At 74.1% G+C, this 23,955-nt stretch carries 1 protein-coding gene (running past one end of the window); it reads right to left on the bottom strand.

Annotated elements, in window-relative coordinates:
- Positions 1–23,955: the 5' portion of an SDR family NAD(P)-dependent oxidoreductase gene (locus ACIQE0_RS19895; RefSeq protein ID WP_402334207.1), read on the bottom strand. 9,048 nt of this gene lie to the left of the window's left edge; only the first 23,955 of its 33,003 coding nucleotides appear in the window; it begins with the start codon at positions 23,953–23,955; its stop codon lies beyond the left edge, outside the window.

Here is a 23,955-nt window from a genome sequence, read left to right as displayed (position 1 = left end):
CGTCAACACCCCGGCAACGTGCGCCGCAGCGATCTCACCGATCGAGTGCCCGGCCACGAAGTCCGGCCGCACGCCCCAACTCTCCACCAACCGATAGAGCGCCACCTCGACCGCGAAGAGCGCAGGCTGCGTCCAACCGGTCTCGTTCAACCGGTCGGCATCCGCACCCCACATCACCTCACGCAGACCAGTCGAAGCCGAGCCGGACGACAACTCCACATCCAGCAACTCGACCACAGCATCCAGAACCTGGGCGAACACCGGGAACCGGTCGTAAAGCTCACGCCCCATCCCCAGACGCTGCGAACCCTGACCCGAGAACAGCACCGCACAACGACCCGTGCGGGCGCGGTCGACGACGGCGGCGGGGTCCGTGTCCGCCTCACCCGTCGCGACAGCCGCCAACGCCTGGAGGGCATCGGTGCGTTCGCCGGCGAGGACCACCGCCCGGTGGTCAAAGAGCGAACGGCCGGTCGCCAGGGACATTCCCACGTCGACGAGGCGAAGGTCCGTGTGCTCCTCGACCGAGGACAGCAGCTTGGCGGCCTGGGAGCGCAGGGCCTCCGGAGTCTTGCCCGACAGCACCCACGGCACCACGGCCGGTTCCACGGTGGCGGCCTCCACGGGACGCCGCACCCCCTCCGGCTGCTCCAGGATCAGGTGGGCGTTGGTGCCGCTGATACCGAACGAGGAGACACCGGCGCGACGGGCCCGGCCGGTCTCCGGCCAGGCGGTCTGCTCGCCGAGGAGCTCGACGGCGCCCTCGGACCAGTCCACGTGCGAGGACGGCGCGTCGACGTGGAGGGTCCGCGGGAGGACGCCGTGCCGCATCGCCATGACCATCTTCATGACACCGGCGACACCGGCCGCGGCCTGAGTGTGTCCGATGTTGGACTTGATCGAGCCGAGCAGCAGCGGGCGCTCCGGGTCGCGATCACGACCATAGGTAGCGATCAGCGCCTGGGCCTCGATCGGGTCGCCCAGCGTCGTACCCGTGCCATGGGCCTCGACCACGTCCACGTCGTCGGTGGAGAGGCCGCCGCTGGCGAGTGCCTGGCGGATGACGCGTTGCTGGGACGGGCCGTTGGGCGCCGTCAGACCGTTGGACGCACCGTCCTGGTTGACCGCCGACCCCCGCACCACAGCCAGGATCTCGTGACCGTTACGCAGCGCATCCGACTGGCGCTCCAGCACCAGCATGCCCACACCCTCGGACCAGCCGACACCGTCGGCCGCGTCCGCGAACGCCTTGCACCGCCCGTCCGGGGACAGTCCGCGCTGCCGGGCGAAGTCCACGAACACCGCCGGCGTCGACATCACCGTCACACCACCGGCCAACGCCAACGAGCACTCGCCACTGCGCAGGGCCTGCATCGCCCAGTGCATCGCCACCAGCGACGACGAGCACGCCGTGTCCACCGTCACCGCCGGACCCTCCAGGCCCAACGTGTAGGCAACACGTCCCGATGCCAGGCTCGGCGAACTGCCGCTGCCCTGGAAACCCTCGAACTCCGGGCTCGCCAGCATCGCGCTGTAATCGCTGTACATCACACCGGCGAACACACCGGTCGCACTGCCGCGCAGGCTCTGCGGGTCGATACCGGCCCGCTCGATCGCCTCCCACGACGACTCCAGCAGCAGACGCTGCTGCGAGTCCGTCGCCAGCGCCTCACGCGGGCTCATCCCGAAGAAACCGGGGTCGAACTCCCCCGCCTCGTGCAGGAATCCACCGGAGCGGGTGTAGGACGTGCCCAGGTGGTCGGGGTCCGGGTGGTAGAGGGACTCGACGTCCCAGCCACGGTTGGTGGGGAAGGGTGACACCGCGTCCAGGCCGCCGGTGACCAGTTGCCACAGGTCGTCCGGAGTGGTGACGCCGCCGGGGTAGCGGCAGGCCATGCCCACGATCACGATCGGGTCGTCCGCCACGGCCGCCGTGCTCCGCTGCACGGTCGCCACCTCGGCGTCGGTGCCCAGCAGTTCGTCCAGGACGAAGGAGACCAGCGCCTCGACGGTCGGATAGTCGAACACCATGGTGGCGGGCAGCCGCAGACCGGTCGCGGTGTTGAGGCGGTTGCGCAGTTCCACCGAGGTGAGGGAGTCGAAGCCCAGGTCGCGGAAGGCACGGCCGGCGTCGACGTCGCCGCCGGTCGCGTGGCCGAGGACCAGAGCCACCTGACCGCGTACGAGGTCCAGGAGGACTTCCTGGCGCTCGATCGGGTTCAGGCCGGCGAGGCGTTCGCGCAGGCCGGTGGCGGTTGCCGAGTCGGCGGCGGCTGCGCGGCGCGAGCGGCCGCGGATCAGGGACCGCAGCAGCGGCGGCACCGTGCCCTGGGCGCGGAGCGCCGGCAGGTCCAGGCGTACGGGCACGCAGGTGGTGTCGTCGGTGCTCAGGGCCGCGTCGAACAGGGCAAGTCCCTGCTCGACCGACAGCGGTGGCACTCCGGACCGGGCCAGGCGGTCGGCGTCGGTCTCGGCGAGCATCCCCGAGGCTCCGCCGGTCAGTGCCCACGGGCCCCAGGCCAGCGAGAGGCCGGGCAGGCCCGCGGTGCGGCGCTGCGCCATGAGCGCGTCCAGGAAGGCGTTGGCGGCCGCGTAGTTGGCCTGGCCGGGGTTGCCGAACACCGCGGCGACGGAGGAGAAGACGATGAACGCGTCCAGGTCCAGGTCGCGGGTGGCCTCGTGCAGGTGCCAGGCGGCATCCACCTTCGGCCGCAGGACGGCGGCCAGGCGCTCCGGGGTCAGCGTGCCGACCATGCCGTCGTCGAGGACGCCGGCGGCGTGCACCACGGCCGACACCGGATGCGTCGAGACCAGTTCCGCCACCGCGGACCGGTCGGTGACATCGCAGGCGGCCACGCGTGCCCGCGCGCCCGACTCCGCCAGCTCGGCGACCAACTCGGCGACGCCGGGGGCCTGTTCGCCGCGGCGGCTGACCAGCAGCAGGTCCCGTACCCCGTGCTCGGCCACCAGGTGCCGGGCCAGTACCGCGCCCAGACCTCCCGTGCCACCGGTGATCAGGACGGGACCGGTACCGGTGAACGCCGAACCGGCGTCGGTGTCGGTCTCGGTGAGCGGCCGGCGGGTCAGGCGCGCGGCCTGCAGCTCGCCGTCGTGCGTCCGCAGTTGCGGCTCGTCGCTGGTCAAGGCGGCGATCGGGAGTGCCTCGGGGGCGTGCGGATCGAGGTCGAGCAGGGCGAAGCAGCCCGGGTTCTCGGACTGTGCGGAGCGCACCAGGCCCCACACCGCGGCGGCGGCCACATCGTGACCGGTCGTCGCGCCATGGGTCACGAAGACGAACGTCGAGTCCGCGAAGGCCTGTTGTTCCAGTCGGGTCTGCACGAGTGCCAGGGCCCGGCGGGTGAGGTCGTGCACGGCCGCGGGAACGGCGGTCGGGTCCTCGGATCCGGGCCGGTCAGACGTGGTCAGGGGCAGCACGATCAGTGCGGGGGCCGCCTCCTCGGCAGCCGGCAGCGTCGCGTGGACGTGGACGTCCGCGCCGGCCGCGCGCAGGGCCGCGGTGAGATCGGCGGTGTCCGCTCCGACGACCGTCACCGGCAGGCCGTCCGGCGTCCCGTCGCCCGACTGTGCCGTGGCGTCCGCCACCGGGCTCCAGTCCAGGCGGAACAGGGCTTCCCGGGCGAGCGTCGCCAACGGGCTGAGTGCCTGGGCGGTGACGGTGCGCATGGTGAGTGCCTGTACGGACGCGACGGGCGCGCCCGTGGCGTCGGCGACGGCCAGGGTGAGCGTTCCGTCGGTGTCCCGGCCGAGCCGGACGCGGAGGGACGAGGCACCGGAAGCCGCCAGGGACACGCCGTGCCAGGAGAACGGCACGCTGCCGGTCCCGGTGGTACCCGCGTCCGGGGCCACGAGCCAGGCGGCGTGCAGGCCGGCGTCGAGCAGCGCGGGGTGCAGTCCGTAGGACTCGGCGTCGGCGCGGCCGGCCTCCGGAAGGGCGACCTCGGCGTACACCTCGCCGTCGCGCCGCCATACCGCCCGCAGGCCCTGGAAGGCGGGTCCGTAGCCGAATCCTTCGGCGGCCCGGGCCGCGTAGAAGTCCGCCAGGTCGACGGGTTCGGCCTGGGCCGGGGGCCACGCCGCGGCGTCGAAGGGCACCGGGGCCGTCGTCGGCCGGCCGGTGGCCAGGACGCCGGTGGCGTGCTGGGTCCACGGGGAGTCCGTGGCGTGTTCGGGGCGCGAGTGGATGGTGAGGGTGCGGCGACCCGTCGCATCGGCGACGCCCACCCGGACCTGGGTCCGGACCGCGCCGCGCTCGGGAAGGACGAGCGGTGCGGCCAGTGTCAGTTCCTCGACGTGGTCGCAGTCGACCTCGTCGCCGGCGCGCAGGGCGAGCTCCAGGAGCGCGGTGCCGGGCAGGAGGACCTGCCCCATGACGGCGTGGTCAGCCAGCCATGGGTGCGACTGCAACGACAGTCGGCCGGTGAACAACAGGCCGTCGTCCTCGGCGAGTTCGACGATGCCGTTGAGGAGCGGGTGGCCGGCTCCGGTGATGCCGACGGCGGTGGCGTCGGCCGTGCCCGGGCCGCCGGAGGGCCAGAACGTCCGGTGTTGGAACGCGTACGTCGGCAGGTCCACCGGCCGTGCACCGGTCGGGTCCAGGAACGCCGTCCAGTCGATCGTCGCCCCGGTGGCGTGGAGCCGGCCGAGTGCGGTGAGCAGCGCGCGTTCCTCTGAGGTGTTCCTGCGGAGGGCGGGGACGGTGACGGTCTCGTCGGTGAGCGTCTCCCGGGCCATGGCGGCCAGGACGCCGTCCGGGCCGAGCTCCAGGAACGTCCGTACTCCCTCCGCCTCCAGGCACGTCACACCATCCGCGAAGCGAACCGCCTCACGAACATGGCGGACCCAGTAGTCAGCCGAGCAGAGCTCGTCGGCCGAGGCCAGTCCACCGGTCAGGTTCGACACCACCGGGATGGACGGAGCGGCGTACGACAGCCCCTCGGCAACGGCCCGGAAGTCCGCCAGCATCGGGTCCATCAGCGGGGAATGGAAGGCATGCGAGACACGCAAGCGGGTCGTGCGCCGTCCCTCCGCCTCGAACCGCGCCGCAAGCTCAACAGCAGCGTCCTCGGAACCCGACACCACCACCGAACGAGGCCCGTTGACAGCAGCGATCGACACCCCGTCGCTCAGGTGCGGGGTGATCTCGTCCTCGGTTGCCTGGACGGCGACCATCGCACCACCCGACGGCAGCGCCTGCATCAGCGACGCACGCGCCACCACCAAACGGCAGGCATCCTCAAGCGTCAACACCCCGGCGACATGAGCCGCCGCGATCTCACCGATCGAGTGCCCGGCCACGAAGTCCGGCCGCACACCCCAACTCTCCACCAACCGGAAGAGCGCCACCTCGACCGCGAAGAGCGCGGGCTGCGTCCAACCGGTCTCGTTCAACCGGTCGGCATCCGCACCCCACATCACCCCCCGCAGGCCAATCGAAGCCGAGCCGGACGACAACTCCACATCCAGCAACTCGACCACAGCATCCAGAGCCTGGGCGAACACCGGGAACCGGTCATACAGCTCACGCCCCATCCCCAGACGCTGCGAACCCTGACCCGAGAACAGCACCGCGCAACGACCCGGGCGCACCGTGTCGTTGAGCGCCGAGGGGTCCGGGTCGCCCGCCGCGAGGGCGGACAGGGCCCGGGTCGCCTCGTCGTGGTCGGCGCTCAGGACGACGGCCCGGTGGGCGAAGTGGGAGCGCTGGGTGGCGAGGGAGAGGGCGACGTCGACGGGGGCGAGGTCGGGGTGCTGCTGTACGTGGGCGAGGAGGCGTGCGGCCTGGGCGCGCAGGGCCTGCGGGGTCTTGCCCGACAGCGCCCACGGGACCACGGTCGGCTCCACGGTGGCGGTCTCCGGCGTTACCGGTGCCTGCGGGCGCTGTGCAGCCGTCGGCTGTTCCAGGATGACGTGGGCATTGGTGCCGCTGATGCCGAAGGACGAGACACCGGCGCGACGGGCCCGGCCGGACTCGGGCCAGGCGGTCTGTTCGGTGAGGAGTTCGACGGCTCCCGCTGTCCAGTCGACGTGGGAGGACGGTTCGGTGACGTTCAGGCTGCGGGGCAGGACGCCGTGCCGCATCGCCAGCACCATCTTGATGACGCCTGCGACGCCGGCCGCGGCCTGGGTGTGCCCGAGGTTGGACTTGACCGAGCCGAGCAGCAGCGGCCGGTCCTCGGGGCGGTGCTGGCCGTAGGTGGCGAGCAGTGCCTGGGCCTCGATCGGGTCGCCCAGCGTCGTACCCGTACCGTGCGCCTCGACCACGTCCACCTCAGCGGTGGACAGGCCGCCGCTGGCCAGTGCCTGGCGGATGACGCGCTGCTGGGACGGGCCGTTCGGCGCGGTGAGGCCGTTGGAGGCACCGTCCTGGTTGACGGCCGAGCCCCGCACCACGGCCAGGATCTCGTGACCGTTACGGATCGCATCGGACTGGCGCTCCAGCACCAGCATGCCCACGCCCTCGGACCAGCCCACGCCGTCCGCGGATTCGGAGAACGGCTTGGAGCGGCCGTCGGGGGCCAGGCCACGCTGCCGGGAGAACTCGACGAAGGTGTCCGGGATGGACATGACGGTGACGCCGCCCGCGAGGGCGAGGGTGCACTCACCGCCGCGCAGTGCCTGGGCGGCGAGGTGCAGTGCGACCAGTGAGGAGGAGCAGGCGGTGTCCACGGTCATCGCCGGGCCCTCGAAGCCGAAGGTGTACGAGACGCGTCCGGAGGCGACGCTCAGCGCGCTGCCCTGGCCCTGGAACCCTTCGAATTCGGCGCCGTCGAGGCGGGTGGCGTAGCCGCTGTACATGACGCCGGCGAAGACGCCGGTTCGGCTGTCGCGCAGGGTCTGCGGGTCGATGCCGGCCCGCTCGATCGCCTCCCACGTCGACTCCAGCAGCAGGCGCTGCTGGGAGTCGGTGGCCATGGCCTCGCGGGGGCTCATGCCGAAGAAGTCGGCGTCGAAGTCGGCGGCGTCGTGCAGGAATCCGCCGGAGCGGGTGTACGAGGTGCCGGTGTGGGCGGGGTCGGGGTCGTAGAGGTTGTCCAGGTCCCAGCCGCGGTTGGCGGGGAAGTCGGAGACGACGTCGGCGCCGTCGGCGAGCAGGCGCCACAGGTCCTCGGGTGAGGTGATGCCGCCGGGGAAGCGGCAGCTCATGCCGACGACGACGATCGGGTCGTCGTCCGGGGCGACGAGCGTGGCGTCGGGCTCCTGCGGGTCCGATTCGGCGTCGGGGCCGAGGAGTTCGGTGAGCAGGTGCTCGGCGAGGGCGGTGGCGGTGGGGTAGTCGAAGACCGCCGTGGCGGGGAGGCGGATGCCGGTCGCGGCGCCGATGCGGTTGCGGAGTTCGACGGCGGTGAGCGAGTCGAAGCCGAGGTCGCGGAAGGCGCGGGAGGGGTCGACGCCGTCGCCGGTGGTGTGGCCGAGGACCATGGCGGCCTGGTCACGGACGAGGGCGAGGAGGGTGTCCCGTCGCTCGGTGCGCTGGAGTCGGGTGAGTTGCTCGGCCAGTCCGGTGTCGCCGGGCGTGGTCGCCGCCGCGGTGCGGCGGAGGGGTGCCTTGACCAGGCCGCGGAGCAGCGGCGGGATGGTGGGCTGCCGGCGCAGTGCGGCCAGGTCCAGGCGGACCGGGACGAGGGCGGCGTGTCCCGAGGCCAGTGCGGTGTCGAAGAGGGCCAGGCCCTGGTCGACGGTCAGCAGCGGCATACCGGATTCGGCGGCGCGGCGGATGTCGCGCTCCCCCAGTCCGGCGGTCATGCCTGCGCCCTGGGCCCAGGCGCCCCAGGCCAGCGACACACCGGGCAGGCCGGCGGCCGCCCGGTATGCCGCCAAGCCGTCCAGGAAGGCGTTGCCGGCCGCGTAGTTGGCCTGGCCGGCACCGCCGAACACACCCGCGACGGAGGAGAAGACGACGAACGCGTCCAGGTCCAGGCCCCGGGTGGCCTCGTGGAGGTGCCAGGCACCGTCCACCTTCGGGCGCAGCACCGCGGACAGGCGCTCCGGGGTCAACGAGCCCACCACGCCGTCGTCCAGCACACCCGCGGTGTGGACCACGGCCCGCAACGGGGTCGTCTGCGGTACGCCGGCGAGCAGTTCCGCCACCGCGGCGCGGTCGGCGACGTCACACGCCGCCACCGAGACCTGCGCCCCCAGCGACTCCAGTTCGTCGACCAACTCGGCCGCACCCGCGGCCCGCAGGCCGGACCGGCTGGTCAGCAGCAGGTGGCGGACACCGCAGGAGCGCACCAGGTGCCGGGCCAGCAGCCCGCCCAGGCCGCCGGTGCCGCCCGTCACCAGCACCGTTCCATCAGGCTGCCAGCTGCGGGGCAGGGTCAGCACGATCTTGCCGATGTGCTTGGCCATGCTCATGTGCCGGAACGCGTCCTTGGCGTGCCGGACGTCCCAGGTGCGGACCGGGAGGGGGCGCAGTGCGCCGGTGTGGAAGAGCTCCATCAGCTCGGCCAGCATGGTGCCGATGGTGGCGGGGGCGACCCAGGCGAGGTCGAAGGAGTGGTAGGTGAGGTGGTCGGGGACGGTGTCGCCGGCGCGGATGTCGGTCTTGCCCATCTCCAGGAAGCGTCCGCCGTCGCCCAGCAGTCGCATCGAGGCGTCGACGAACTCGCCCGCGAGGGAGTTCAGTACGACGTCCAGGCCGCCGTCGCCGGCGACCGCGGCGAACGCCGTCTCGAAGTCCAGGCTCCGGGACGAGGCGATGTGGTCATCGGCCACGCCCAGCGAGCGCAGCACCTCCCACTTGCCCTCACTGGCAGTCGCGAAGACCTCCGCACCGAGATGGCGCGCGATCTGGACCGCGGCCATACCCACACCACCGGCACCGGCATGCACCAGCACCTTCTCCCCCGCCCGCAGACCGCCCAGCTCCTTCAGGGCGTAGTACGCGGTCAGGAACACCAGCGGGACCGAGGCGCCGGTCTCCCAGGTCCAGTCCTCGGGCAGGCGGGTGAGGCGGCGGGCGTCGTCCACGGCGAGGGAGCCGAAGCTGCCGGTGATCATGCCCATGACGTGGTCGCCGGGGGCCAGGTCGGCGACCTTCGGTCCGACCTCGACGACCACACCGGCCGCCTCCGAGCCGAACAGGCCCACGTCGTCGCCCGGGTACATCCCGAGCGCGTTGAGGACGTCGCGGAAGTTCAGGCCGGCGGCGCGGACCTCGACGCGGACGTCATGGCCGGCGAGCGGTTCCAGTGCCGCCGGGTACGGGGTCAGGGCGAGGCTGTCGAGGCTGCCCTTGGCCGTGCTGTCGAGCCGCCAGGCCGGTGCGGCCGGCGGGGTCAGGACGGTGGTGGTGTCGAGCCGGGCCAGTCGGCCGGCGAGCACGCTGCCGTCGCGGAGGGCGAGTTGCGGTTCGGCGGTGTGCAGCGCGCGGAGCAGCAGTTGGCCCCGTGCGGCGGCCGCGGCGCGGTCGTGCGGGTCGGCCGGGTGCGGGTCCCGGTCGAGAAGGACGAAGGTGTCCGGGGCCTCGGACTGGGCGGAGCGCACCAGGCCCCAGGCCGCGGCCGCGGCGATGTCGGTGACCTCGGTCCCGCCGGCGGCCACCGCGCCGGCCGTGACGAACGCCAGTCGTGCGCCCGCGAAGTGCCCCTGCGCGTTCCATTCCTGGAGGAGGGCGAGTGCGTCGGCGGTCAGGGAGTGTGCGGCCTCGGCCGGGGTCGGGGCGTCCGGCTCCGCGTCCGCTGCGAGGGTCCGGGTTCCGTCGACGGCGACCAGGACCGTGTCGGGGAGCTCGGCGCCGTCCGCGACGTGGGCGGCCAGGGCGGACAGGTCGGGGTGGGTGGTGAGGGGGACGCCGGCGGCGGTCAGGTCGTCGGCGAGTGCGGTGCCGTCCGCGGCACCGACGAGCGCGAGGGTGGCGGGAGCGGCCTCGGCGGCCTCCCCGGTCGCGTCCTGCGTCGGCTGGGGTACGGGGGTCCAGTCCAGGGCGAACAGCGCGTCGCGGGCGAGGCCCGCCGAACCGTTCGCCTGCTGGTCGCCGGAGACCGGACGGGAGACGAGCTGGTCGATGGCGGCGACCGGACGGCCGGCGGTGTCGGCGACCGCGATGGCCGTCGACCGGCCGTTGTCGCCCGTCGGTGCCAGCCGGACGCGCAGCCCGGTGGCGCCGGTGGCGTACAGGGTGGCGCCCTCCCAGGAGAACGGGAGTCCGCCGTCCGGCTCCTCGCCGCCGTGGGCCAGGAGCGCGGCGTGCAGCGCGGCGTCGAGGAGCGCGGGGTGCAGTCCGAAGGCGGCCGCGTCCTCGGCGGCGGACTCCGGCAGGGCCACCTCGGCGTACCGCACGTCCCCGACGCGCCAGGCGGCCCGCAGGCCCTGGAAGACCGGACCGTAGCCGAAGCCGGCGGTGGCGAAGTGGGTGTAGCAGTCGTCGGTGTCGAGGGGTTCGGCGTCGGCGGGCGGCCAGACCGTGGCGTCGAAGCCGGCGTCGGCCGGGGCGGGGCCCGTGGTGAGGGTGCCGGTGGCGTGCTGGGTCCAGGACACGTCGGCGGCGTGCTCCGGCCGTGAGTGGAGGGTGACGGTGCGGCGGCCGGTGTCGTCGGCGGCGCCGACCCGGACCTGGGTCTGCAGCGCGCCGCGCTCGGGCAGCACCATCGGTGCGGCCAGCGTCAGTTCCTCGACGCGGTCGCAGCCGACCTCGTCGCCGGCCCGGAACGCCAGCTCCAGCAGCGCGGTGCCGGGCAGCAGGACCTGTCCCATGACGGCGTGGTCGGCCAGCCACGGGTGCGACTGCAACGACAGCCGGCCGGTGAACAACACCCCTTCGCCTTCGGCGAGTTCGACCGAGCCGTTGAGCAGCGGGTGTCCGGCGGCGGTGAGGCCGACGGCCGTGGCGTGCGCGGTGGACGGCGTGCCGGTGGGCCAGTAGGTGGCGTGCTGGAAGGCGTAGGTCGGCAGCTCGACGCGGACCGCTCCGGAGCCGGCGAAGAGCGCCGACCAGTCGATGCGCAGTCCCGCGGTGTGCAGGTGGGCGAGTGCGGTGAGTGCGGCGTTCTCCTCGTCGCGGCCCTTGCGCAGGACCGGGACGGTGATCGCGTCACCGGTCAACGACTCCTGGGCCATGGCGGACAGCACGCCGTCCGGCCCCAGCTCCAGGAACACGGTGGCGCCTTCGTTCTCCAACGTGGCGACGCCGTCGGCGAAGCGGACCGCTTCCCGGACGTGCCGGACCCAGTAGTCGGCCGAGCGGAGTTCGTCGGCCGTGGCCAGGCGGCCGGTCAGGTTCGACACGACGGGGAGGGTCGGGTCGGCGTAGGACAGTCCCTCGGCGACGGCGCGGAAGTCCGCCAGCATCGGGTCCATCAGCGGGGAGTGGAAGGCGTGCGAGACCCGCAGCCGGGTCGTCTTGCGGCCGGTCTCGGCGAGCCGTTCCGCCAGCGCACCGGTCGCGCTCTCGGTACCGGAGACGACCACGGAGGCGGGGCCGTTGACGGCCGCGATCGACACCTCGTCGGTGAGGTGCGGGGTGATCTCGTCCTCGGTTGCCTGGACGGCGACCATCGCACCACCCGACGGCAGCGCCTGCATCAGCGACGCACGCGCCACCACCAGACGGCAGGCATCCTCAAGCGTCAACACCCCGGCGACATGAGCCGCGGCGATCTCGCCGATGGAGTGCCCGGCCACGAAGTCCGGCCGCACACCCCAACTCTCCACCAACCGGAAGAGCGCCACCTCAACCGCGAAGAGCGCGGGCTGCGTCCAACCGGTCTCGTTCAACGAGTCGGCATCCGCACCCCACATCACCTCCCGCAAGCCAACGGCGTCCGAATCGGACAGCTCAGCATCCAGCAGCGCGACCACAGCATCCAGAGCCTGGGCGAACACCGGGAACCGGTCGTACAGCTCACGCCCCATCCCCAGACGCTGCGAACCCTGACCCGAGAACAGCACCGCACAACGACCCGGGCGGATGCGGTCGACGACGACGGCGGAGTCCGCTTCACCGGCGGCGACGGCCGTCAACGCACGTACGGTGTCGGCGCGTTCGGAGGCGAGGACCACCGCTCGGTGGTCGAACGCCGAACGGGTGGTCGCCAGCGAGTGGCCGAGGTCGAGCGGGCGCAGGTCGGACCGCTCGGTCAGCGTGGTCAGCAGGCGGGCGGCCTGGTCGCGCAGGGCTTCGGGGGACTTTCCGGACAGCGGGAGCGGGACGACGGTGGGCGCGGGCCCACTCGGCGCCTCGGTCGCATCCGGAGCGGGCGCCGACTGTTCCAGGATGACGTGGGCGTTGGTGCCGCTGATGCCGAACGAGGAGACGCCGGCGCGACGGGCCCGGCCGGTCTCCGGCCAGGCGGTCTGCTCGGTCAGCAGCTCGACGGCGCCCGCGCTCCAGTCCACGTGCGACGACGGCGCGTCGACGTGCAGGGTCTGCGGGAGGACGCCGTGCCGCATCGCCATCACCATCTTGATGACGCCGGCGACACCGGCCGCGGCCTGTGCGTGCCCGATGTTGGACTTGAGCGAGCCGAGCCAGAGGGGCTGGTCCGCCGTGCGGTCCTGGCCGTAGGTGGCGAGCAGGGCCTGGGCCTCGATCGGATCGCCGAGCGTGGTGCCGGTGCCGTGCGCCTCGACCACGTCCACCTCAGCGGTGGACAGGCCGCCGCTGGCCAGTGCCTGGCGGATGACGCGCTGCTGCGACGGACCGTTGGGGGCGGTCAGGCCGTTGGACGCACCGTCCTGGTTGACGGCCGAACCCCGCACCACGGCCAGGATCTCGTGACCGTTACGGATGGCATCCGACTGGCGCTCCAGCACCAGCATGCCCACGCCCTCGGACCAGCCCACGCCGTCCGCGGCCTCGGCGAACGCCTTGGAGCGGCCGTCCGCGGCCAGACCCCGCTGGCGCGAGAACTCCACGAACGTGCTCGGCGTGGACATCACCGTCACACCACCGGCCAACGCCAGCGAGCACTCCCCCGCCCGCAGCGCCTGGGCCGCCCAGTGCAGCGCGACCAGCGACGAGGAGCAGGCGGTGTCCACGGTCACGGCCGGGCCCTCGAAGCCGAAGGTGTACGAGACGCGGCCGGAGGCCACGCTGCCCGCACTTCCCTGCCCCTGGAATCCCTCGAACTCCTTACCGCTCAGCATGCTTCCGTAGTCGCCGTACATCACACCGGCGAAGACGCCGGTCTGGCTGCCGCGCAGGCTCTGCGGGTCGATGCCGGCGCGCTCGATCGCCTCCCAGGACGACTCCAGCAGCAGGCGCTGCTGGGAGTCGGTGGCCACGGCTTCCCGCGGGCTCATGCCGAAGAACGCCGGGTCGAACTCCCCCGCCTCGTGCAGGAATCCACCGGAGCGGGTGTAGGACGTGCCCAGGTGCTCGGGGTCCGGGTCGTAGAGGTTGTCGAGGTCCCAGCCGCGGTTGGTCGGGAAGTCGGTGATGGCGTCGGTTCCGTTGCTGACCAGGCGCCACAGGTCCTCGGGGGAGGCGACCCCGCCCGGGAAGCGGCAGGCCATCCCCACGACCACGATCGGGTCGTCCGGTGCCGACGCGAGTGCCTGGGCCGGTGCCTGTGCCTGGCTCTCCGCGGCGCCGAACAGCTCCTGGTGGAGGTGGTCCGCGAGGGCGGAGAGGGTGGGGTGGTCGAAGACCATGGTGGCGGACAGGCGCAGGCCGGTGGCGGTGCGCAGGCGGTTGCGGAGTTCGACGGCGGTGAGGGAGTCGAAGCCCAGGTCGCGGAAGGCGCGTTCGGCGTCGATGGCGTTGCCGTCGGCGTGGCCGAGGACGTGGGCGGCGCTGCCGCGGACGAGGTCGAGGAGTGCCTCGTGGCGGTGGGCGTGGTCGAGGCCGCCGAGCCGTTGGAGGAGGCCGGAGTCGGCGCCGGGGGCGAGGGTGGTGGCTGCCGCGGTGCGGCGCGGCGGCGTGCGGAGCAGGCCGCGGAGAAGCGGTGTGCTCTCGCCCTGGGTGCGCAGGGCGGCCAGGTCCAGGCGGGCCGGGACGAGCGCGGCACGGCCGGTCGCCAGCGCCGTGTCGAAGAGGGCCAGGCCCTGTTCGACGCTCAGCAGCGGCATACCGGACTCGGCGGCGCGGCGGATGTCCCGGTCGGTCAGGCCGGCAGTCATGCCGACGCCCTGTTCCCAGGCACCCCAGGCCAGCGACACACCGGGCAGTCCGGCCGCCGTGCGATGGGCCGCCAGGGCGTCCAGGAAGGCGTTGCCGGCCGCGTAGTTGGCCTGGCCCGGTCCGCCGAACACGCCCGCGACGGAGGAGAAGACGACGAACGCGTCCAGGTCCATCGCGCGGGTGGCCTCGTGGAGGTGCCAGGCGCCGTCCACCTTCGGGCGCAGCACCGCGGCCAGGCGCTCCGGCGTCAGCGACGCCACCACGCCGTCGTCCAGCACGCCGGCCGTGTGCACGACCGCCGTCAGCGGATGTGCCGCCGGGACGCCGGCGAGCAGCTCGGCGACGGCCGCCCGATCGGCGACGTCGCAGGCCGCGACCGCGACCTGTGCGCCCGCCGACTCCAGCTCCGCGACCAGTTCGGCCGCGCCCGCCGCACCGCTGCCGGAACGGCTGGTCAGCAGCAGGTGCCGGACGCCGCAGGAGTGCACCAGGTGCCGGGCCAGGACTCCGCCCAGGCCACCGGTGCCGCCGGTGACCAGCACCGTTCCGTCCGCGGTCCAGGGCGTGTCGGTGGTCGTGGGGGCGGGGGTGCGAGTGAGGCGGGCGGCGGCGGCGCGGCCGCCGTGGAGGAGGAGTTGCGGTTCGTCGAGGGCCAGGGCGCGGGTGAGCGCGGTGGTGGAGGCGGGTTCGGTGTCGAGGTCGAGGAGGGCGAAGGTGCCGGGGTTCTCGGTCTGTGCGGAGCGGATCAGGCCCCAGACCGCGGCGGCGGCCAGGTCGGTGGCGGGCGCGTCGCCGGTGGTGACGGCTCCGTGGGTGACGAAGACCAGGCGGGAGCCGGCGAGCCGGTCGGTGGCGAGCCACTGCTGGACGAGGGTCAGTGCGGTGGTGGTGAGGGTGTGGACGGCGCCCGGGGTGTCGTCGTGGGGGTCGCCGTGGAGCGGGACGAGGACCGTGGCGGGCGGGGTGGTGTCGGCGGCCAGGAGGTCGTCGAGGGTGGCGTGACGGGTGAGGGAGGGAAGGTCGTCGAGCGGGGTGGTGTCCGGGCCGAGGAGGGCCGGCGGCGCGGGGTTCGCGGCGTCGGGGAGCGGGACGGGGGTCCAGTCCAGCTGGAAGAGCGCGTCGCGGGCGTGGGTGTGATGGGTGGTCAGCTGCTCGGCGTCCAGGGGGCGGGCGAGGAGCCGGGTGACGGTGGCGACGGGGTGGCCGGCCGGGTCGACGGCGGTGAGGGACAGGCCGCCCGGGCCGGCCGGGGCGAGGCGGACGCGCAGTGCGGTGGCCCCGGTGGCGTGCAGGGTGACGCCTTCCCAGGAGAACGGGAGACCGGTGTCGCCGTCGTCGGAGAGGAGGGCGGGGTGCAGGGCCGCGTCGAGGAGGGCGGGGTGCAGGCCGAAGGCGGCCGCGTCGTCGGTGGCCGGTTCCGGCAGGGCCACTTCGGCGTAGAGGACGTCGCCGGTGCGCCAGGCGGCGCGCAGGCCCTGGAAGGCGGGGCCGTAGGCGAAGCCGAGGGTGGCGAAGTGGGCGTAGCAGTCTTCGGTGGTCAGGGGTTGGGCATCGGCGGGCGGCCAGGCCGTGGTGTCGAACGGCGGGGCGGCGGGGGTGGCGGTGGAGAGCACACCGGTGGCGTGCAGCGTCCAGGTGCCGTCGGTGGCGTCGTCGGGGCGGGTGTGGAGGGTGACGGTGCGGCGGCCGGTGTCGTCGGCGGCGCCGACGTGGACCTGGAGGAGGACGGCGGTGTCCTCGGGCAGGGTCAGCGGGGCGGCGAGGGTGAGTTCCTCGATGTGGCCGCAGCCGGTCTCGTCGCCCGCGCGGACGGCGAGTTCCACCAGCGCGGTGCCGGGGAGCAGGACGGTGCCCAGGACGGTGTGGTCGGCCAGCCAGGGGTGGGTGCGCAGGGAGAGGCGGCCGGTGAACAGCGCGCCGTCGTCGGGGAGTTGCACGGCGGCGCCCAGCAGCGGGTGCTCGGCGGCGCCGAGGCCGGCGGCGCGGACGTCGTCGGGGCGGGCGGTGCGGGCGGCGGGCCAGAACCAGCGGTGCTGGAAGGCGTAGGTCGGCAGGTCGACGCGGACGGCGCCCAGGCCGTCGTAGGTGGCGGACCAGTCGGCCTCGACGCCGAGCATCTGGAGGTGGCTGAGGGCGGCGGCGACGGCCTGTTCCTCGGGCCGGTCCTTGCGCAGCAGCGGGACGGTGGTGGCGCCCTCGGGTGCGGTTTCCTGGGCCATGGCGGACAGCACGCTGTCCGGGCCGAGTTCGATGAAGGTGGTGACGCCGCGGTCGGCGAGGGTGGTGATGCCGTCGGCGAAGCGGACCGCGTCGCGGACGTGGCGGACCCAGTAGTCGGCCGAGCGGAGTTCGTCGGCCGAGGCCAGTTCGCCGGTCAGGTTGGACACGACGGGGTAGGTCGGGGCGGCGAAGGTGAGGCTGTCGACGACGGCGCGGAAGTCGTCGAGCATCGGCGCCATCAGCGGGGAGTGGAAGGCGTGGCTGACGCGCAGGCGGGTGGTGCGGCGGCCCTGGTCGGCGAAGTGCCGGCCGAGGGCGAGGGCGGCGTCCGCGTGGCCGGAGACGACGACGGAGGCCGGGCCGTTGATCGCGGCGATCGAGATGTCGTCGGTGAGGAGCGGGGTGACCTCGTCCTCGGTTGCCTGGACAGCGATCATGGCGCCGCCTTCGGGCAGCGACTGCATCAGTGCGGCGCGGGCGACGACGAGGCGGCAGGCGTCGGCCGGGGAGAGGACGCCTGCGACGTGCGCGGCGGCGATCTCGCCGATGGAGTGGCCGGCGACGAAGTCCGGGGTGACGGACCAGGATTCCAGGAGGCGGAAGAGTGCCACTTCGATGGCGAAGAGGGCGGGTTGGGTGTAGCCGGTGCGGTCCAGGAGCTGGGCGTCGTCGCCCCAGATGATGTCCCGCAGGGGGCGGCCGAGTTCCGCGTCCAGGCAGGTGAGGACGGTGTCGAGGGCTTCGGCGAAGACGGGGAAGCGCTCGTAGAGGACGCGGCCCATGCCGAGTCGTTGGGAGCCCTGGCCGGAGAAGAGGAAGGCGGTCCGGCCGGTGCGGGAGGTGCCGGTGCGGGCGGCCGGGTCGTCCTTGCCGGCGGCGAGGGCGGCGAGGGCGCGCAGGGCCTCGGCGTGGTCGCTGCCGAGGACGACGGCGCGGTGGTCGAAGGCGGTGCGGGTGCTGATCAGCGAGTAGCTGATGTCCAGGGGGCGCAGTTCGGGGTGGGCCTCGACGTGGGCGAGGAGGCGGGCGGCCTGGTCGCGCAGGGCGTCGGGGGTCTTCGCGGACAACGCCCAGGGGGCGACGGGCAGTTCCTCGACGGGGCGGCGGGTGCTCACGGCGGTGCCGGGGACGACGGTCGGCGGCTGCTCGATGATGACGTGGGCGTTGGTGCCGCTGATGCCGAAGGAGGAGACGCCGGCGCGGCGGGCGCGGCCGGACTCGGGCCAGGCGGTCTGCTCGGTGAGCAGTTCGACGGCGCCCGCGGTCCAGTCGATGTGCGAGGACGGCGCGTCGACGTGCAGGGTCTGCGGGAGGATGCCGTACCGCATCGCCATGACCATCTTGATGATGCCGGCGACGCCGGCCGCGGCCTGGGTGTGGCCGATGTTGGACTTCACCGAGCCCAGCCACAGGGGCTGTTCGGGGGCGCGGTCGCGTCCGTAGGTGGCGATGAGTGCCTGGGCCTCGATCGGGTCGCCGAGCGTGGTGCCGGTGCCATGGGCCTCGACGACGTCCACGTCGTCGGTGGACAGGCCGCCGCTGGCCAGTGCCTGGCGGATGACGCGTTGCTGGGACGGGCCGTTGGGGGCGGTGAGGCCGTTGGAGGCGCCGTCCTGGTTGACGGCGGAGCCCCGCACCACGGCCAGGATCTCGTGACCGTTGCGGAGGGCGTCCGACTGGCGCTCCAGCACCAGCATGCCGACGCCTTCGGACCAGGCGACGCCATCGGCGGCCTCGGCGAACGCCTTGGACCGGCCGTCGGGGGCCAGGCCCCGCTGGCGCGAGAACTCGACGAACGTGCTGGGCGTGGACATCACCGTCACACCACCGGCCAACGCCAGCGAGCACTCCCCCGCCCGCAGCGCCTGGGCCGCCCAGTGCAGCGCGACCAGCGAGGAGGAGCAGGCGGTGTCGACCGTGACGGCCGGGCCTTCGAGGCCGAGGGTGTAGGAGATGCGGCCGGAGGCGACGCTGGGGGCGCTGCCGTTGCCGCGGAACGCCTCGTACTCGTCGCCGGTCAGGGTGGTGCCGTAGTCGTTGTACATGACGCCGGCGAAGACGCCGGTGCGGCTGTCGCGCAGTGAGACGGGGTCGATGCCGGCGCGTTCGACGGCCTCCCAGGACAGTTCGAGCAGCAGGCGCTGCTGGGAGTCGGTGGCCAGCGCCTCGCGGGGGCTCATGCCGAAGAAGTCCGGGTCGAAGGCGCCGGCGTCGTGCAGGAAGCCGCCGGCGCGGACGTGGGTGCGGCCGGGGCGGTCCGGGTCGGGGTCGTAGAGGTTGTCCAGGTCCCAGCCGCGGTTGGTCGGGAACGGGCCGGTGGCGTCGGCGCCTTCGCTGACCAGGCGCCAGAGGTCCTCGGGTGAGGCGACGCCGCCGGGGTAGCGGCAGGCCATGCCGACGATGACGATCGGGTCGTCGGTGGTGGCGGCGACCGGCGTCGGCAGCGCGGCGAGGGGGGTCGATTCCTCGTCCGTGCCGAGGAGTTCGTCGCGCAGGTGGTCGGCGAGGGCGTGCGGTGTCGGGTAGTCGAACACCATGGTGGCGGGCAGGCGCAGGCCGGTGGCGGTGTTGAGCGCGTTGCGGAGTTCGACGGCGGTGAGGGAGTCGAAGCCGAGGTCCTGGAACTGGCGGCCGGCTTCGACGTCGGTGGCGTCGGTGTGGCCGAGGACGTGGGCGATCTGGGTGCGGACGAGGTCGAGGAGGGCTTCCCGGCGGGCGGTGGTGTCGAGGCCGGTGAGGCGTTGGGCGAGGCCGTCGGCGGTCTGGGAGACCTGGGCGGCGGTGCGGCGTGCGGGGGTGCGGATCAGGCCGCGCAGCAGGGGGGCGATCTCGCCCTGGGTGCGCAGGACGGGCAGGTCGAGGCGGACCGGGGCGAGGGCGGCGGGGCCGGCGGCGAGGGCCGCGTCGAACAGGGCGGTGCCCTGTTCCACGGTGAGCGGTGGCATGCCGGAGCGGGCGATGCGTTCGACGTCGAGGTCGGTCAGGCTCTTGGTCATGCCGACGCGCTGGGTCCAGGGGCCCCAGGCCAGGGAGGTGGCGGGCAGGCCGGCGGCGGCGCGCTGGGCGGCGAGGGCGTCCAGGAAGGCGTTGCCGGCGGCGTAGTTGGCCTGGCCGGGGCTGCCGAGGGTGGCGGCGACGGAGGAGAACAGGACGAAGGCGTCCAGGTCGAGGTGGCGGGTGGCGTGGTGCAGGTGCCAGGCGGCGTCCGCCTTCGGCCGCAGGACGGCGGCCAGGCGCTCGGGGGTGAGGGAGCCGAGGACGCCGTCGTCGACGATGCCGGCGGTGTGCACGACGGCGGTGAGCGGGTGGGTGCCGGGGACAGTGGCGAGGAGGTCGGTGACGGCGGCGGCGTCGGTGACGTCGCAGGCGGCGATGCGGACGGTGGCGCCGTGGTCGGTGAGTTCGGTGGTCAGGTCGTCGGCGCCGGTGGCGGCCGGGCCGCGGCGGCTGACGAGCAGCAGGTGGCGGACGCCGTGGGTGGTGACCAGGTGGCGGGCGAGGACCGCGCCGAGGCCGCCGGTGCCGCCGGTGATCAGGACGGTGCCGTCGGGGTTCCAGTCCAGGGGTGCGGTGGGGAGGGGGACGCGGGCGAGGCGTGCGGTGTGCACGTCGGTGCCGCGGAGCGCGAGGTCGGGTTCGTCGCCGGTGGCGGCCAGGGCGGTCGCCAGGGCCGCGGGGTCGGGGTGGGGGGTGTCGAGGTCGAGGAGGGCGAAGCGGCCGGGGTTCTCGGTGCGGGCGGTGCGGATCAGACCGCCGGCGGCCGCGGCGGCGGGGTCGGTGCCGTCGGTGGCGCCGTGGGTGAGGAGGACCAGGCGGGCGGCGGCGAACCGGGCGTCGGCGAGCCACTGTTGGGCGAGGTCGAGGACGGCCGCGGTGGTGGTGTGCGCGGCGTCGGGGGCGGTGGTCTCCGGGTCGGTGGTCAGCGTGGTGACGACCAGGTCGGGGACGGGGCCTTCGGCGGCGGCGAGGGCGGCCAGGTCGCGGTGGGTGGTGGCGTGCAGGCCGGTGGTGCGCAGGGCGTCGGCGAGCGCGTCCGGGTCGGGGCCGAGGACGGCGATGCCGGTCGGGGTGGGGGTGGGCCGGGTGCGCAGCGGGGTCCACTCGACGTGGAAGAGGGAGTCGCGGTGGACCGCGGCGGTGGTGCCGGCTGCGTCGGCGGGGACCTCGCGGGAGACCAGGGAGTCCACGGACAGGACGGGGGCGCCGGCGGTGTCGTAGACGGCGATGGTGACGGTGTCCTCGCCGGCGGGGGCGATCCGGGCGCGGACGGTGGGGGCGCCGGCGGCGGCGAGCGAGACGCCTTCCCAGGCGAAGGGCAGGCCGCCGCGGCTGATGGCGCCGAGGTCGGCGTAGGCGGCGGCGTGCTGGGCGGCGTCCAACAGGGCCGGGTGCAGGCCGAATTCGGTGGGGTCGGTGCCGGCGTCGTCGGAGAGGGCGACCTCGGCGTAGACCTCGGTGCCGCGGCGCCAGGCGGCGCGCAGGCCCTGGAAGGCGGGGCCGTAGGCGAAGCCGAGGTCGGCCAGGCGCGCGTAGGCGCCGGTGAGGTCGACGGGTTCGGCGTCGGCGGGGGGCCAGACGGTGGCGTCGAAGGCCGGGTCGGGGGCGCCGGCGCCGGTGGTCAGGACGCCGGTGGCGTGCTGGGACCAGGGCAGGTCGAAGCCGTCCGCGGTGCGGGAGAAGATGCCGAGGGTGCGGCGGCCGGCGGTGTCGGGGGCGCCGACGCGGACCTGGAGCTGGACGCCGCCCTGCTCGGGGAGGACCAGGGGTGCGGCCAGGGTGAGTTCCTCGACGCGGTCGCAGCCGGCCTCGTCGCCGGCGCGGACGGCCAGTTCGACGAAGGCGGTGCCGGGGAGCAGGGCCCGGCCCTGGACGCCGTGGTCGGCGAGCCAGGGGTGGGTGCGGACGGAGAGCCGGCTGGTGAACAGGTAGCCGGCGCCGTCGGCGAGTTCGACGGTGGCGCCGAGCAGCGGGTGGTCGGCGGAGCCGAGTCCGGCGGCGGTGACGTCCTGGGTGGCGCGGGCGGCGGTGGGCCAGTAGCGCTGGTGCTGGAAGGGGTAGGTGGGCAGGTCGGTGCGGCGGGCGCCGGTGCCGTCGAAGAGGCGGGCCCACTGGACGGTGACGCCGCGGACGTGGGCGCGGGCCAGGCCGGTGAGGGCGGAGAGCTCTTCGGGGCGGTCCTTGCGGAGCAGCGGGACGGCGGTGGCGCCGTCGGGGAGGGAGTCCTGGGCCATGGCGGACAGCACGCCGTCCGGGCCGAGTTCGACGAGGGTGGTGACGCCGCGGGCGGTGAGGGTGGTGATGCCGTCGGCGAAGCGGACGGCCTCGCGGACGTGGCGGACCCAGTAGTCGGCGGAGCACAGGTCGGCGTCGGTGGCGATGGTGCCGGTGAGGTTGGAGACGACCGGGAGGCGCGGCGCGTGGTAGGTGAGGCCCTCGGCGACGGTGCGGAAGTCCGCCAGCATCGGGTCCATCAGCGGTGAGTGGAAGGCGTGGCTGACCCGCAGCCGGGTGGTCTTGCGGTCCTGGTCGGCGAAGTGCGCGGCGATCGCGGCGACGGCGTCCTCGGTGCCGGCGACGACGACGGCGGTGGGGCCGTTGACGGCGGCGATCGAGACGTCGTCGGTGAGGAGGGGGCGGACCTCGTCCTCGGTGGCGCGGATCGCGAGCATGGCGCCGCCGCGCGGGAGGGCCTGCATGAGGCGGGCGCGGGCGGCGACGAGGGTGCAGGCGTCGGCCAGGGAGAGGACGCCGGCGACGTGGGCGGCGGCGAGTTCGCCGATGGAGTGGCCGCCGACGAAGTCGGGGGTGACGCCGAGGGAGGCGATCAGCCGGTAGAGGGCGACCTCGACGGCGAACAGGGCGGGTTGGGCCCGGCCGGTGTCGTTGAGCGCGTCGGCGTCGGTGCCCCAGACGACCTCGCGCAGCGGGCGGTCTAGGTGGCTGTCGAGGAGGGCGGCGATCTCGTCGAAGGTCTCGGCGAACACCGGGAAGCGGGCGTGGAGTTCGCGTCCCATGCCCAGGCGCTGGGAGCCCTGGCCGGAGAAGAGGACGGCGGACAGGCCCTCGCCCGCGACGCCGTGGGCCAGTTCGGTGAGGCCGGCCGGGTCGGTGGCATCGGCGAGGAGGACGGTGCGGTGCTCGAAGGTGGCGCGGCCGTCGGCGAGGGAGTGGCCGATGTCGAGGGGGTCGGCGTCGGGGGTGGCGGCGAGGTGGGCGGCCAGGCGGGTGCGCTGGGCGTCGAGGGCGGCGGCGGTGCGGGCGGAGAGCGTCCAGGGGATGACGGCGGGGCGGACGGCGGGTTCGGCGGCGGGCGCTTCGGGGGCGGCGGGGGCCTGTTCGAGGATGAGGTGGGCGTTGGTGCCGCTGATGCCGAAGGAGGAGACGCCGGCGCGGCGGGCGCGTCCGGTCTCGGGCCAGGTGACGGGCTCGTTGAGGAGGGCGACCGCGCCGGTGGTCCAGTCGACGTCGGTGGTGGGTTCGGCGGCGTGCAGGCTGCGGGGCAGTTCGCCGTGGCGGAGCGCCATGATCATCTTGATCACGCCGGCGGCGCCCGAAGCGGCCTGGGTGTGGCCGATGTTGGACTTCACCGAGCCCAGCCACAGGGGCCGCGGCCGGTCCTGTCCGTAGGTGGCCAGGAGCGCCTGGGCCTCGATGGGGTCGCCGAGGGTGGTGCCGGTGCCGTGGGCCTCGACGGCGTCGATGTCGGCGCCGGTGAGGTGGGCGTTGTCCAACGCGGCGCGGATGACGCGCTGTTGGGAGGGGCCGTTGGGGGCGGTCAGGCCGTTGGAGGCGCCGTCCTGGTTGATGGCGGAGCCGCGGAGCACGGCGAGGACCGGGCGGCCCTCGCGCTGGGCGTCGGAGAGCCGCATCAGGACGAGCAGGCCGGCGCCCTCGCCCCAGCCGGTGCCGTCGGCGCGGTCGGAGAACGGCTTGCAGCGGCCGTCGGCGGCCAGTCCGCTCTGTGCGGTGAAGGAGACGAACGGACCGGGGGTGGCCATGATGGAGGCGCCGCCGGCCAGGGCCATGGCGCATTCGCCGCCGCGCAGGGCCTGGACGGCCCAGTGCAGGGCGACCAGGGAGGAGGAGCAGCCGGTGTCGACGGTGACGGCGGGGCCCTCGGCGCCGAGGGTGTAGGAGAGCCGGCCGGAGATGACGCTGGCGGCGTGGCCGGTGGTGGAGTAGACCTCGACGTCCTCGTCGGAGGCCTTGATGACCTCGCCGTAGTCCTGTCCGGTGGTGCCGACGAAGACGCCGGTCTGGCTGCCGCGGAGGGTCGAGGGGTCGATGCCGGCGCGCTCCAGGGCCTCCCAGGTGATCTCCAGGAGGATGCGCTGCTGGGGGTCCATGGCGACCGCTTCGCGCGGGGAGATGCCGAAGAAGCCGGGGTCGAAGCCGGCGGCGTCGTCGACGAAGCCGCCGACCTGGGCGAGGCTGCTGCCCTCGCCGGCGCCGGCCAGCTTCTCCAGGTCCCAGCCGCGGTCCTGCGGGAACGGCCCGATGACGTCGCGGCCTTGGGCGACCAGGTCCCAGAGGTCTTCGGGGGAGGTGACGCCGCCGGGGAACCGGCAGCCGATGCCGACGACCGCGACGGGTTCCACGGCCGCAGCCACCAGCTGCTCGTTCTGCCGGCGCAGCCGCTCGATCTCCTTCAG

The organism is Streptomyces sp. NPDC093097, from assembly GCF_044754325.1.
Lineage (GTDB): Bacteria > Actinomycetota > Actinomycetes > Streptomycetales > Streptomycetaceae > Streptomyces.
Note: the sequence above shows the minus strand (reverse complement) of the source record. Positions and strands in the feature narration are given on the sequence as shown.